Genomic DNA, 13163 nt, shown 5'->3' with positions numbered 1-13163 from the left:
GCGTACCTGGTCAACTCTGCGACATCCCGGCTCAGGGCTCGATCGCGGCGGTGAACTCACCGGCACGCAGATCGGCGTCGTCCGGCACGTTGCGTTTCACCACCGCCAGAGCGACCATGCCGAGCTCGTGGTGGCGCAGCGCGGTGCCGACGAAGCCGACCGTCCGGCCCTCCAGGGTCAGCGGGGTGCCGGCGTCCGGCGGGGTATCGCTGGTCACCCCGTCGAGGTGCAGCAGCACCAGCCGGCGCGGTGGCCGGCCCAGGTTGTGCACCCGGGCCACCGTCTCCTGCCCCCGGTAGCAGCCCTTGTCGAGGTGGACCGCCGGTCCGAGCAGGCCGACCTCCGCGGGGATCGCCCGGTGGTCGGTCTCCAGACCGACCCGGGGGGTACGCGAGGCGACCCGCATTGCCTCGTACGCCCACAGCCCGGCCGGGGCTGCACCGGCCGCACTCGCCTCGGCCACCAGTTGTGCCGTCGCGGCCCGGGGTACCAGCAGGTCGACGCCGAGTGGCACCCGGCGGGCCCAGCCACCCCGGTACGGCCCGTCGGTCGGCAGCGCGGCCACCGGGTAGAGCACGGTGGGCCGGTCGGGGATCGACCCGGCGGCGAACTTCGACGCGGGCACCGGCAGCAGGTCCGGGTCGGCCAGCCCGGTCACGCCCAGCGCCGCCGCCGCGTCGACCGCGGCCGGGCCGACCAGCGACAGCACCGCCCAGTCGGCGGTCACCTCCGCTGGGTCGACCTGGGTGAAGAACCGCATTTTCAGCAGGTACGTCAGCAGCTCGCCGGCCATCTGCGGCTCGGTGTCCAGCCAGGTGGTGGTGCCGTCCTCGGCGACCATCGCGTGCTGCTCCACGTGGCCGTGTGGGGAGAGCACCAGCAGCTCGGTGCCCTGACCGGCGCGCAGCGTCGCCAGATGCTGGGTGGTCAGGGTGTGCAGCCAGCCGATCCGTTCGGCCCCGGGCACCGCCAGCACTCCCCGGTTGCTCCGGTCGACCAGGCCGACCTCGGTGGCGAGCCGGCGCTGCTCGCGCATCGGGTCGCCGTAGTGGGCGGCGACCCCGGCGTCGGGGGATCCGGTGGCCACGTCGGCGATGTCCACCGCGCCGGGTATGTCGATCACTGTCTTCCTCCGCACCGCTCGCAGGTGCCGAACAACGCCATGTGGCCGATGTCCACCTGGAAGCCGCGCTGTTCGGCGAGCGCGGTGATCAGCGGCTCGGCCAGCGCCGGGTCCATCTCCGAGACCGACTTGCAGGACCGGCAGACCAGGTGGACGTGCTGGTCCTCGCCGACGGAGTGGAACGTCGGCGAACCGTGCGACAGGTGGGTGTGGGTGACCAGGCCCAGCTCTTCGAACAGCTCCAGAGTGCGGTAGATGGTGGTGATGTTGACCCCGGCGGCGACCTCGCGCACCGCGTTGAGCACCTGCTCCGGGGTGGCGTGTCCCAACTCGTGCACCGCTTCCAGGATCAGCTGACGCTGCGCGGTCAGCCGTAGCCCGCGCGAGCGCAGCATTTCTGCCAGGGAAGATTCAGCCACCGTCGCCATCCTATCGCCGCCGTCTCCGTGGCCGACCTGTCTCCGTGACCGACCTGTCTCCGTGACCGACCTGTCTCCGGAGCCGATCTGGATCAGCCGCCGACCCGGATCAGCCGGGCGGACAGGTGCGGGGACAGCGGCTGACCGACGGCGGCCATTTCCTGGGCGTACAGCAGCGCCCCCTCCACGATGCCGAACAGCCGGTGGCCACCGGTGACCTCCTTGGCGGTACCGGTACGCACCACAGCGTCGGTGGCCAACTCGACCTGCACCCCGGTGACCCGACCCAGGTAGAGCTCCATCACCCCGGTCGGGGTCATCATCGTCGCCTCCAGCTCACCGGTGGCCCGGCCGTCGGCGTCGGTCACCGCCCGCCACCAGCCGAGTTCACGGCCGGCCGGGCGCACCGGGCGGGACTGCTCGTCGAGCAGCCAGGCCCGCGACTCGTACCGCAGGAACGGCCGGCCGTCGTGGCTGATCTGGATCTCCTGCGCGTAGTCGAAGTCCTCAATCGTCGGGTAGCCGCCGCGCCCCCGCCCACGCCACACCCCGATGTACGGCAGCAGCGCGTTCAACGCCGGGTGCAGCTTCGGGCCGACCCGCAGGTCGTGGCTCTCCTCGAACGGGTACGGGTCGACCGGCGGGGCGTCCAGCCATGGCGGCCGGACCGGGTTCTCCTCGGTGCTCGGCTGTCCCGCTCCGGACGCGCTGCTCGCGCTCATCGATCCTCCGCTTTCTCACCAGCGTCCACGGCAGATGCGGACCGCGAGGTAGACCAGGCCACCGGCGAGCGCGCCGAAGCCTGCCACCAGCAGGCTGACGAACCCGATCTCGGTAACCATGACAAGGCCATCCTATGCTGGCCGCATGGCTCGCACTCTCGTCGTGAAGGCGACCGCCGGCTCGGACGAGCCGGAGCGGTGCGCCCAGGCGTTCACCGTAGCGGGCACCGCCGCCGCGGCCGGCGTCGAGGTCTCCCTCTGGCTGACCGGTGAGTCGGCGTGGCTCGGGCTGCCCGGCCGGGCAGCCGAGTTCGACCTGCCGCATTCGGCTCCGCTGCCCGACCTGCTGGACGCGGTGCTGGCCGGTGGTGGTCGGGTGACGGTCTGTACGCAGTGCGCGGCCCGCCGTGGGTTCGGCCCGGACGATGTGCTGCCGGGGGTACGGATCGCCGGGGCGGCGGTCTTTGTCGAAGAGATCATGGCCGACGGCGTCCAGGCCCTCGTCTACTGACCGGGTGTCTAGCGGCCGGGTCGGCAGCCGACGACGGATCAGCGGTTGGACGACGGGATCAGCAGGTGAAGTCTGTGGCGGCGATCCAGACGTCGTCGCCGTCGAGCCGCACCACGGTGCCCTTGCTGCCGTACCGGTGGATGAACAGCGGTGCCTGATCGGAGACCACGGTGGCGCGCGGCATGGTGAAGCCGAGCGACGCCCACTCGTCGGACTCCGCGGTGCTGGCCGCAGTCAGCGCGTAGCTGCTGAGCTGTCCGTCTCCGTCGGGACAGGGCAGTTCCACCGACGATGCGGCCCGTACGTCGGCCACCCCGAAGGCGCCCGTCAGCACTTCGGCGTGGCTGCGCGGGGTCGGGCCGACGATGGCGCCCGGCCGGGGGTCGGCGGGCGCGGGCCGGGACCCGTCGGAGGCCGGTCGGCAGCCGGTGCTGATCCGCAACTGCACCACGCCGGCGCGGATCAGTTCGCCGCGGACCGCGACGAAATCACCGGCGTCGGCACCTAGCCGCGACCGGCCGGTGGCGGCGTCGTGCCGGGCTATCGCGGCGTAGCTGGCCGGGAGCCGGTGGGCGATCCGGTCGAGCAACGCCGGGCCGGAGTCGGGCGCCGTGTAGGCGGTGAGCACCCGGGTCAGTTCGGCGCCGGGGCGCATCGGCGTGATCCGGCAGCCGGCGCTGATCTGTTCCTCGGCCAGCACCACCACGCCGGCGTCGCCGACCGCAGCGGTCAGGTCGATCGCCGCCCGGTCGGCGACTGGCCGCGCCTGTCCAATGTCGCGCTGCTCGCGGACGGTCGGGCTGTCGTCCCGCTGGGACTGCACGGCCAGGCCGAACAGCAGCACGCTCCAGGCGACTGCGGCGGCCGCCAGCGACCACCGCCACCACCGACGCACCGGGCCCTGACCAGCGGCGCTCGGCGGCATGGCGGCAGATGACGGCACCTCGGCAGATGACGGTCCCGACGACGACGGCGGCGGGGCTGCTGCTGCCGGGTGTGCCGGCGGGACGGCCGGGGTCGCGGGCGGGTCGTCAGTCACCCGGCCATGGTGCCAGGTACCGGCCAGGGCGGCCGGCCGGCCCGGCAGCCGTCAGCAGCCGACCTCGACCGGCCTGCCGATCCGCTGCTCCGGCAGCTCCCGATCCGACCCGTCCCAGCCGGGCTCGTCCGGTACCGCATCCTCGTGGACCAGTTCGTCGCGAGCCGCCACGTCGTCACGGACCGCCACATAGTCACGGACCGCGCCGTCGCCGGCCACGTCGTCCCGCTGGTACCCGACCCGGTCCGGTCCCGTCGCCGCCAGAGCGCCGAAGTTGTCCGGCGCGCTCGACGCGAGCCGGTAGCCGACGCCCCGTACGGTCTGGATCTCCAGGCCGCCGCCGGCGCCGCGCAACTTGCGGCGCAGCCGTTTCACGGCCGAGTGCAGGATGGCCGTGTCGCCGAGATAGGCCCCGCCCCAGACCGAGCCGAAGAGCCGTTCGTAGGTCCAGACCACCACCGGTGGGGTGGCCAGCCGGGCCAGCAACTCCCGCTCCAGCCGGGTCAGCGCCAACGGCTCACCCCGCCAGGTGACGAGATGGCCGGGCACGTCGACGACGAGGTCGCCGAGCACGACCGGCGCCGCCGGTTCCGGTTCTTCCGCCGGTGCGGGCGGAAACAGCATCGCCCGTAACTCGGCCAGATCAGTACAGATGACTACCGTGCCGCAGTCGTCGAGGCGTCTCACGACGCGCTCACGGACGGCTACGTCAGCGGTGACACACACGACCAGTGGCACCTCACCGTTGACCACCGCGCGCTCCTCCCCAGGTTGCTGCGTGTCATCAGACAACGCCGTTTAGTCGCCGGAGTCAACAGCGACAGTCACCGATACCACTGCGGCCCGACGCTCGACCACATGTTGCCCGGGTACTGCCTGAAAACTGCCCAACAGACCCCATTGATCACCAACGTCGCCCACTAAAGCATGACTCGTAGCCGCCGTGCGAAAACTATCCGTAGAGCACTGCCCGCACGCGACTTGGGCGGATTTCGGGCTTTCCGGTCCGCTGATCCCGCGGTCCGGCGAGTACGGACCGCCTACGAGCATGGGGGGACCGCGTGGTCGACCTGCCCCGCCGCCGAACCGGACGACACCATAGTGACCGCAGCACCGCCCGCCGCCGCGTCCACGGCGGCCAGGGCCGGCTGCTGCACCGGATATTCACCGCCGGGCTGATCACCCTGCTCGCGGTGACCGCCCAACCCGCCGCCGCGACCGCCGCACCCGGTGCCGGCCCGGCCGACGGGTCGGCCACCGCGCCGATCAGCGCCGAGCTCGCCGCCGAACTGGACCGCGACGGCACCATCGACTTCATGGTCTACCTGCGCGACCGCGCCGACCTGTCCGGTGCGGCCGACGCCGCCAGCGCCGGGCTGCCGACCGGTGACCGGCGCGCCGACGCCCGGGCCGAGGCCGTACACCACGAGCTGACCACCACCGCCCGGCGCAGCCAGCAGAGCCTGCGCAAACTGCTCGACGGGCGGAAGGCTGACTACACTGCGTACTGGATCGCCAACGCGGTCCGGGTCACCGGCGACCGGGACCTGGCCGACCGGATCGCCGCCCTGCCCGAGGTGCAGCAGCTCGAACCAGCTCGCAGCTACCCGCTGCTCACCCCGGAACCAGCCGAACCGGTGCCGCCGGTCGGCGACGACGCCGGCACCACCGCCGTCGAGTGGAACATCGACGACGTCCGGGCGCCACAGGTCTGGTCCGAATTCGGCACCAGCGGCGACGGAATCGTCGTGGCCACCATCGACAGCGGCGTCGAGTTCGACCACCCGGCCCTGGCCGCCAGCTACCGGGGAGCCGGCGCCGGCGGCTACGACCACGACTACAACTGGTTCGACCCGACCGGCATCTGCCCGACCGGGACCCCCTGTGACAACAACGGTCACGGCACCCACGTCACCGGCACCATGACCGGCGACGACGGCGGCGACAACCAGACCGGGGTGGCACCCGGTGCCCGCTGGATCGCTGCCAAGGGCTGCGAGGTCACCAACTGCTCCGACGCGTCGCTGCTGGCCGCCGGCCAGTGGGTGCTCGCCCCGACCGACACCTCGGGCGCGAACCCCCGGCCGGAGCTGCGCCCCGACGTGGTCAACAACTCGTGGGGCGGCGGACAGGCCGACCCGTGGTACCGGCAGACCGTCGACGCCTGGATCGCCGCCGGCATCTTCCCGGCCTTCGCCATCGGCAATGAGGGACCGGGCTGCGGCACCGCCAGCTCCCCCGGCGACTACCCGCAGGCGTACGCAACCGGCAACTACGACGTCAACCACCGGATCGCCGCCCGGTCCAGCCGGGGCGCCTCGCTGGTCGACGGATCGGTCAAGCCGAACATCGCCGCGCCCGGCACCGCGGTCCGCTCCAGCGTCCCCGGTGGCGGGTACGCGGCGTACAGCGGCACCTCGATGGCCTCCCCGCACGTCGCCGCCACAGTCGCGCTGGCCTGGTCGGCGGCACCGACCCTGCACGGCGACATCGCCGCCACCCGGGCCCTGCTGGACGGCACCGCGATCGACACCGACGACACCAGCTGCGGCGGGACCGCAGCCAACAACAACAACTTCGGTGAGGGCCGGCTCGACGCGTACGCCGCCGTCGAGGCCGCCCCGCGCGGACCCGCCGGCCGGGTGACCGGCGTGGTCACCAGCGACGGCGACCCGCTGCCCGGTGCCACCGTCTCCACCGGCGACCGCAGCGTCACCACCGGCACCGACGGCGACTACTCGCTGACCCTGCCGACCGGTGAGTACACCGTCACCGCCAGCGCGTTCGGCTACCAGCCGGACAGCGCCACGGTCACGGTCGCCGAGGACGGCACCGTCGAGCAGGACTTCGACCTGGCCGCCACCACCCTGGTCACGCTCAGCGGCCGGGTCACCGACGCGTCCGGCCACGGCTGGCCGCTCTACGCCCGGGTCGAGGTCGACGGACGGCCGGAGACGGTCACCTACACCGACCCGGCGTCCGGCCGCTACACGCTGACCGTGCCCGGCGGCACCGCCGTGACGCTGGTCGCCACGGCGACGCTCGCCGGGTACCAGCCGGCCCGGGTGGAGGTGCCGGCCGGCGACACCGACCGCACCGTGCACCTGGCGGTGCCGGTCACCGCCGAGTGCATCGCACCCGGATACGTGGCCAGCTTCGGCGACCCGCTGCTCGCCGAGAGCTTCCCGACCGCCGACACCCCGGACGGCTGGTCGGTGGTGAACCGCGCCGACGGCGGCGGTTGGGAGTTCTCCGACATCGGCTCCCGGGGCAACCTGACCGGTGGCGACGGCGGCTTCGCCAACATCGACAGTGACGCGCTCGGCGTCGGTGAGGTCCAGGACACCGACCTGGTCACCCCGATGCTGGACCTGTCCGGAGCGGACGCGCCGTACCTGCGGTTCGCCAGCGACTGGCGGGCGGTGGGGCTCAGCGACAGCGCCGAGATCGGTGTCTCGGTCGACGGCGGCGCCAGCTGGACCAACGTGTGGCGGCACACCACCAGCCGACGCGGGCCGCGCACCGAGGAGATCCCGCTGACCTCGGTGGCCGGTGCCGACGAAGTGCTGATCCGGTTCCACTTCCAGGGCAGCTACGCCTGGTGGTGGCAGGTCGACGACGTCGAGGTGGTCGACCGCAGCTGCACTCCGCTGCCCGGTGGCCTGCTGGTCGGCAACACCACCGACCACAACACCGGGGCCGCGCTGAACGGCGTCACGGTGGCCAGCGCCACCGACCCGACGGTACGGGCGGTCTCCGCCGCCACGCCGGACGACCCGGCCCTGCCCGACGGCTTCTACCAGCTCTTCTCGCCACTGGTCGGCGAGCAGGAGTTCACCGCGACGCGAGCGCCGTACCAGGTGCGGAGCCGGACGGTGACGGTGGTCGCCGACCGGGCCCGCCGGGCCGACTTCTCGGTCAAGGCCGGCCGGTTGGCGATCAGCCCGACCAGCCCGGTCGTGTCCCACCAGCCGTACGGCAGCACCCGCAAGGCCAAGGTGACGGTGACCAACACCGGCAGCGCGCCGGCCGAAGTCGAGATGCTGACCGGCGACGGTGGGTTCAGCCTGCTGGCCGGCGACGGTGCCCCGCTGGCCGAACACAAGGTCAAGGGAATCAGCAGGGCCTGGCAGGGTCCGGCGTACGGCGCCCCGGCCGGTGCCGCGCCGACCCGGATCACCGCCGCGACGGAGGCGGCCGGAGCCGCGGCCGGGACGGCCGCCGATGCCTGGACGCGGGCCCCGGACCACCCGACGGCGGTCTTCGACAACGCGGCCGCCACGCTCGACGGCAAGGTCTACTCGGTCGGCGGGGGCAGCACCACCGGCACCGAGCGGGACGCCTGGGTCTACGACCCGGTCACCGACGTCTGGAGCGCCCTGCCCGACCTGCCGACGGCCCGCAGCAAGCCGGTGCTCACCGCGGCCGGCGGCAAGCTGTACCTGTTCGGCGGATGGGGTGCCGGTGGGACTCCGGTGGCGAGCGTCGACGTGTTCGACCCGGCGACCGGGACGTGGGCCACGCTGTCCGGGGTGACCAGCCCCGCGCCGCGGGCCGCAGCCGGGTCCGCCGTCATCGGCGGCACGATCTACCTGATCGGCGGCTGCACCGACGGCACCTGCACCGACTCGCGTACGGTGCTGGCGTTCGACACCGGCACCGGCACGTTCCGGTCCCGGGCCGACTATCCGGTTGCCGCGTCCTGGTTGGCCTGTGGCGGGATCGGTGAGCTGGCGTACTGCGCCGGCGGCGCCGGCGCCGTCGAGTACCGGTCGACGTACGCCTACGACCCGGCCACCGACGCCTGGAGCCCGTTGCCGGACCTGCCGTTGGACCTGTGGGGCGGGCAGTACGCGGCGGCCGGTGGCCTGCTGGTGATCGCCGGCGGGGTGACCGGGGCGTCCACCACGGTGACGAACCGTACGGTCGGCTTCGACCCGGCCGCCGGGGTCTGGCGTGACCTGCCGAACACCGAGTTCGCCCGGTACCGGGGCGCCGGTGCCTGCGGGGCGTACAAGGTCGGCGGATCGCCGAGCTCGTTCGTCGGTTCGGCGCAGGTGGAGGTGCTCGCCGGGCTGGAGCTGTGCGACGCCGCGGCCGACCTGCCGTGGCTGGTCACCGACCCTGGCAGCTTCACCCTTGCCCCTGGTGCCTCCCGGACGGTCACCGTCACGCTGGCGGCGACCGCCGAGGCCGGCGTGGACCAGCCCGGCCGGTACGCGGCGACCCTCGGGTTGCGGTCCGACACCCCGTACCCGGTCGGCCAGGTGGACGTGCAGATGAACGTCTCGCCGCCGGCCTCCTGGGCGAAGGTACAGGGCACCGTCACCGGGGTCAGCTGCGCCGGGGTCGAGGTCGGAGTAGCCGGGGCGACGATCCGGCTGAACTCGCTGACCGATCCGGGCACCGGCTACACGCTGCGCACCGGTGCCGATGGCGGGTACGCGTACTGGCTGCCACGCGGGCAGTACGAGATCATCTCCGCGAAGGACGGCTGGGTGCCGCAGGCCCGGCAGGAACGGCTGCCGGCCGGGATCGTCACCACGGTCGACAGCGTGCTCGAACCGGTCGATCCCTGCCCGGCCCGCCTCGGCGGGATCTGACCCGGGTGACCGGGTCGACCGACGGCGTGTCTGACCGATGGTGAGAACGGGTGCCGGGCCAGCCCAGCTCTGGCCCGGCACCCGCCGGCGGTCAACCCGGAATCGTCACGGGTTGACCGGGCATCGCACCCAGTCCCGGCCCTTCACATACGACCACGAGCAGGTGTGCACGGCGTGGCCCTTGCGGTTCCGCAGGAATGCCTTGTCACCTTCGACATCCCACACGAAACCAGCCGTGTTCCAGTACACGGTCCGTGCGGTGTCGTCGCCGGCACCGGAACGCAGCCATACCCGGCCGCCTTTTCCAGGAATGACGACGTCGCCGAACCGGTAAGTCCGGCCATTCTTGTTGTGCACCGTGTAGCCCCGCAGGTTGACCGCTTCCTTACCCCGGTTGACCAGTTGCAGCCATTCCCGGTTGGCGAACGTCCCACTGCCGTCGTTGACGCCGTTCGGGTGGTACTGGACGCTGTGCACCCGCAGGCTGGGTGCAGCACTCGCAGGTGCGGCGATGGTCATCGAGGTGACCAGCCCGAGCATCGCCGCAGTCAGGACACTGAGGTGCCCCGAGGATTCCGGACAGGGAGCCAATAAGGTTACCCTGTAAGGAAAATCGAGGGAAGAAGCGCGATGGCACGCATAAGCTCATACACCCCAGAGTTCCGTGAAGAAGCAGTGCAACTCGTTCTACAGTCGAACAAGCCAGTGTCGCAGGTTGCCCGGGAGATCGACGTTCACCCGGAGACGCTCCGTTCCTGGGTCCGCCAGTACCGGCGGGAAAACAGCGGCGCCCAGGACAGCCCACCGATCGGCGTCGACGAGCGCGCTCGACTGAAGGAACTCGAACGTCGCAACCGGGAACTCGAAATGGAGAACAGCTTCCTGAAAAAAGCCGCGGCGTACTTCGCGAAGGACCCTCGGTAACGAGCTTGTACGAGTTCATCGAGACGATGCGACTCGACACCGCGAAGTACGCCTACCCCGTCGACTTCATGTGCGAACAACTCGGCGTGTCCAGGTCCGGATACTACGAATGGCGAACCCGCCCCGACTCCGCGACCGCCACCCGCCGCGCCCACCTTCGATCGACCATCGAGGAGGTGTTCGCCGCGTCCGACGGCACCTACGGGCATCGACGTGTCCACGCGCAACTGCGGCGCCAGGGCGTGTCCGCCGGGCCGGAACTCGTCCGCCAGCTGATGCGCGAGCTCGGGCTCGTGCCGTGCCAGCCCCGCCCGAGGCGGTGGGGTCTCACCCAGTCGTCGTCCGGCACGGTGCCTGACCTCGTCGGCCGGGAGTTCACCGCCGACGCGCCTGGCGAGAAGCTCGTCGGCGACATCACGTACATCCCGACCGGCGAGGGGTGGCTGTATCTGGCGACCGTCATCGACTGCTGCACGAAGGAAGTCATCGGATACGCGATGGACGACCACTACCAGACGCCGTTGATATCCCGCGCCATCCGTAACGCCGCCCGGAATCGCGAACTCAGGAAGAACGCCATCTTTCATTCGGACCGGGGCAGCAACTACATGTCGGACGACTACGGCAGAACGCTTCGGGATCTGAGGTTGCGGCGATCTGCTGGCCGGACCGGAATTTGTTTCGACAATGCGATGGCGGAATCGTTCTTCGGTGCGCTGAAGAACGAACGCGTGTCGCGTGTGAAGTATCCCACTCGTGAGGCGGCACGCCGGGACGTTACTGCCTACATCGAATTCTGGTACAATCGTCAGCGTCTGCATTCAGCGGTGGGCTACCGACCTCCCCGGGAAGTCCACGCAGAGTTCGAGAACCTTCAAATCGCGGCGTGAAAGAACCGGCCGAACCACTGTCCGGAAAACGCGAGGCCCCTCACACCGACAGTCTTTCGCATGATTCCCCCATGGGATGAGCAATTTTCGCAGGCATCGGAAGAACCGAAACCCGATTCGCCGTACGCCCGCTACCGCCACGAAGAATTGTGGGTGACGGGCCGCCCAATTCACCAGAGAGTGACGTCATCAAGTCAGTTCGTACTGCCGCGCCGTCCCGTCGGGCGCTGGTGCCTTGTCGGTGTGGCCACCGGCCGGAGCGACCAGGGTGACGCCGTCGGTCGGCCGTTTCCGCTGTCCACAGGGCGACAGCGGGAACCGGCGACGGGTGATCCGCCGCCAATGTCGGTCACGAAGCCGACAGGCCGCCGCCCCGGGAAAACTCCGGGGCGGCGGCCTGTCGTCGGGTCGGGCCGGGCGTCAGCTGCCGACGGTCACCGAGACCTCGTTGACTCCCTGGGCGGCGGTCACCGGGGTGTCGCCGTTGCCGTGCCGGGACAGGGCCCGCAGGGTCCAGCTGCCCGGTGCGGCGAAGAACCGGAACTGGCCGGCCGGCGAGGTGACCACCTCGGCGGTGAACTCGCCGGTGGCGTCCAGCAGCCGCACGTACGCGCCGGCCACGGCCTCGCCGCCGGCGGACCGCACGGTCCCGGTGATCACGGTCTCCTTGGCCAGGTCGACGCTGGCCGGCAGCGGTGCCGCCTGGTCCGGGGCGGCGCAGCCCGCCGCGGTCGGGGCGTTCGGTGTGGTCGCAGCGGTCATCGTCACGCCTTTCCGGGCTCGTCGCCGAGCACAACCGGCACGCCGATCAGCGAGCCGTACTCGGTCCAGGACCCGTCGTAGTTCTTCACGTTGGAGTGCCCGAGCAGCTCCTTGAGCACGAACCAGGTGTGCGAGGAACGCTCGCCGATCCGGCAGTACGCGATGGTGTCCTTGCCGTCCTCGAGGCCGGCCTCGGCGTACAGGGCGCGCAGCTCGTCGTCGGACTTGAAGGTGCCGTCCTCGTTGGCCGCCTTGGACCACGGCACGTTGACCGCGGTCGGAATGTGCCCGGCCCGCTGCGCCTGCTCCTGCGGCAGGTGGGCGGGGGCGAGCAGCCGGCCGGCGAACTCGTCGGGCGAGCGGACGTCGACCAGGTTCTGGGTGCCGATCGCGGCCACCACCTCGTCACGGAATGCCCGGATGGAGCTGTCCGGCTCCTGGGCGACGTACTGGGTGGCCGGGCGGGCGACCACCTCGGTGGTCATCGGGCGGGCGTCCAGCTCCCACTTCTTGCGGCCGCCGTCGAGCAGCTTGACGTCGCGGTGGCCGTACAGCTTGAAGTACCAGTACGCGTACGCCGCGAACCAGTTGTTGTTGCCGCCGTAGAGGACCACGACGTCGTCGTTGCCGATGCCCCGCTCGGACAGCAGCGCCTCGAACTGCGACTTGTTGATGAAGTCGCGGCGTACCGGGTCCTGCAGGTCGGTCTTCCAGTCGATCTTGACCGCGCCGGCGATGTGCCCACCGTCGTACGCGGAGGTGTCCTCGTCGACCTCGACGAAGACGACGCCCGGGGCGTCGAGGTTCTTCTCGGCCCAGTCGGCCGAAACGAGTGCGGTGTCGCGACTCATCAGATCACTCCCTGGTTGGTCTCCCCCTGGCCCGGCGGGCCGCCGGTGCGGAGGAAGCGGATCGGTGGCGAGTCCACGCCGCAGGTGTCGCACCTGTGCGGGACCCTGGAGGACGGATCACGGACGTGCGACGGCGCCGCTGCCGGGCGATGGTGAGAATTCTTCGGCGCTGGTCACCGACCACAGAAAGGGTCGACGACAGCCCGCCGGGTCAGCCCGCCGTCAGAGGACCGGGCGACACAGGCAGGTGGCCACACGGCACAGGTCGACCGCGCGCCGCTTAGTGAGGAACTTCCCCATGGGGCCGAAGCTTACCAGC

Annotated in this window: 12 protein-coding genes and 1 pseudogene; 3 read left to right on the top strand and 10 right to left on the bottom strand. The window is 71.3% G+C overall.

Going from position 1 to position 13163, the window contains the following annotated elements:
- Positions 1-31: 31 nt before the first annotated feature.
- The 4 genes from ygfZ to mtfM all read right to left on the bottom strand — a co-directional run bounded on the left by ygfZ (position 32) and on the right by mtfM (position 2384).
- Positions 32-1123, bottom strand: a complete 1092-nt coding sequence (gene ygfZ, locus O7610_RS26005; RefSeq protein WP_475051985.1) for a CAF17-like 4Fe-4S cluster assembly/insertion protein YgfZ — start codon at positions 1121-1123, stop codon at positions 32-34.
- Complete coding sequence (locus tag O7610_RS26000; protein WP_281553007.1) at positions 1120-1542, bottom strand: Fur family transcriptional regulator; 423 nt, start codon at positions 1540-1542, stop codon at positions 1120-1122. Before O7610_RS26000 ends, ygfZ begins: the two co-directional genes overlap by 4 nt.
- Positions 1543-1634: 92 nt before the next feature.
- Positions 1635-2264: a heme-binding beta-barrel domain-containing protein gene (locus O7610_RS25995; protein WP_281553006.1), complete on the bottom strand. Its 630-nt coding sequence runs from the start codon at positions 2262-2264 to the stop codon at positions 1635-1637.
- 15 nt (positions 2265-2279) lie between these two features.
- Positions 2280-2384, bottom strand: coding sequence for a small membrane protein MtfM (gene mtfM, locus O7610_RS25990; protein WP_278171721.1), 105 nt, complete (start codon positions 2382-2384; stop codon positions 2280-2282).
- Between the two features lie 25 nt (positions 2385-2409).
- On the opposite strand from mtfM, the gene O7610_RS25985 reads away from it, so the two are divergent.
- Entirely contained in the window at positions 2410-2775 is a 366-nt protein-coding gene (locus O7610_RS25985; RefSeq protein WP_281553005.1) for a DsrE family protein, read from the top strand.
- Positions 2776-2833: 58 nt separating this feature from the next.
- Here the strand turns inward: O7610_RS25985 and O7610_RS25980 are convergent, their stop codons facing one another.
- Together O7610_RS25980 and O7610_RS25975 are read right to left on the bottom strand one after the other, a co-directional pair.
- Complete coding sequence (locus O7610_RS25980) at positions 2834-3814, bottom strand: hypothetical protein (RefSeq protein ID WP_281567138.1); 981 nt, start codon at positions 3812-3814, stop codon at positions 2834-2836.
- 267 nt (positions 3815-4081) lie between these two features.
- A pseudogene (locus O7610_RS25975) lies at positions 4082-4567 on the bottom strand (winged helix-turn-helix domain-containing protein); the annotation flags it as partial.
- A gap of 407 nt (positions 4568-4974) precedes the next feature.
- Between O7610_RS25975 and O7610_RS25970 the strand changes: the two are divergent.
- Positions 4975-9417 carry a S8 family serine peptidase gene (locus O7610_RS25970; RefSeq protein WP_502959120.1) on the top strand — a complete coding sequence of 1481 codons (4443 nt, stop codon included), beginning with the start codon at positions 4975-4977 and terminating at the stop codon, positions 9415-9417.
- 105 nt (positions 9418-9522) lie between these two features.
- On the opposite strand, the gene O7610_RS25965 is transcribed toward O7610_RS25970, so the two are convergent.
- The gene (locus O7610_RS25965; protein ID WP_289212096.1) at positions 9523-9957 is read right to left on the bottom strand and encodes a lamin tail domain-containing protein; all 435 of its coding nucleotides are present in this window, start codon (positions 9955-9957) and stop codon (positions 9523-9525) included.
- Between the two features lie 90 nt (positions 9958-10047).
- Between O7610_RS25965 and O7610_RS25960 the strand changes: the two genes are divergently transcribed.
- Positions 10048-11231 (top strand): IS3 family transposase gene (locus O7610_RS25960; protein WP_289211211.1). Its coding sequence is split into 2 segments (ribosomal slippage): positions 10048-10315 and positions 10315-11231, totalling 1185 coding nucleotides; the frame shifts between segments, so codons are not numbered across the junction.
- A 420-nt stretch (positions 11232-11651) separates the two neighbouring features.
- Here the strand turns inward: O7610_RS25960 and O7610_RS25955 are convergent.
- From O7610_RS25955 to O7610_RS30785, 3 genes are all read right to left on the bottom strand, one after another.
- Complete coding sequence (locus O7610_RS25955) at positions 11652-11993, bottom strand: DUF1416 domain-containing protein (protein ID WP_281553002.1); 342 nt, start codon at positions 11991-11993, stop codon at positions 11652-11654.
- Positions 11994-11995: 2 nt separating this feature from the next.
- On the bottom strand, positions 11996-12844 hold the full coding sequence (locus O7610_RS25950; RefSeq protein WP_281553001.1) for a sulfurtransferase: 849 nt from the start codon (positions 12842-12844) through the stop codon (positions 11996-11998).
- Between the two features lie 222 nt (positions 12845-13066).
- Positions 13067-13162 carry an Ms5788A family Cys-rich leader peptide gene (locus tag O7610_RS30785; RefSeq protein WP_416552081.1) on the bottom strand — a complete coding sequence of 32 codons (96 nt, stop codon included), beginning with the start codon at positions 13160-13162 and terminating at the stop codon, positions 13067-13069.
- Between the last annotated feature and the right edge of the window lies 1 nt (position 13163).

The sequence above is a fragment of the Solwaraspora sp. WMMA2065 genome, assembly GCF_030345075.1.
GTDB lineage: Bacteria > Actinomycetota > Actinomycetes > Mycobacteriales > Micromonosporaceae > Micromonospora_E.
Note: the sequence above shows the minus strand (reverse complement) of the source record. Positions and strands in the feature narration are given on the sequence as shown.

Excerpts from the sequence above, each read along its gene's own strand:
- O7610_RS25995 (WP_281553006.1), bottom strand. The coding sequence starts at position 2,264 with ATGAGCGCGAGCAGCGCGTCCGGAGCGGGACAGCCGAGCACCGAGGAG.
- mtfM (WP_278171721.1), bottom strand. The coding sequence starts at position 2,384 with ATGGTTACCGAGATCGGGTTCGTCAGCCTGCTGGTGGCAGGCTTCGGC.
- O7610_RS25985 (WP_281553005.1), top strand. The coding sequence starts at position 2,410 with ATGGCTCGCACTCTCGTCGTGAAGGCGACCGCCGGCTCGGACGAGCCG.
- O7610_RS25965 (WP_289212096.1), bottom strand. The coding sequence starts at position 9,957 with ATGCTCGGGCTGGTCACCTCGATGACCATCGCCGCACCTGCGAGTGCT.
- O7610_RS25955 (WP_281553002.1), bottom strand. The coding sequence starts at position 11,993 with ATGACCGCTGCGACCACACCGAACGCCCCGACCGCGGCGGGCTGCGCC.
- O7610_RS25950 (WP_281553001.1), bottom strand. The coding sequence starts at position 12,844 with ATGAGTCGCGACACCGCACTCGTTTCGGCCGACTGGGCCGAGAAGAAC.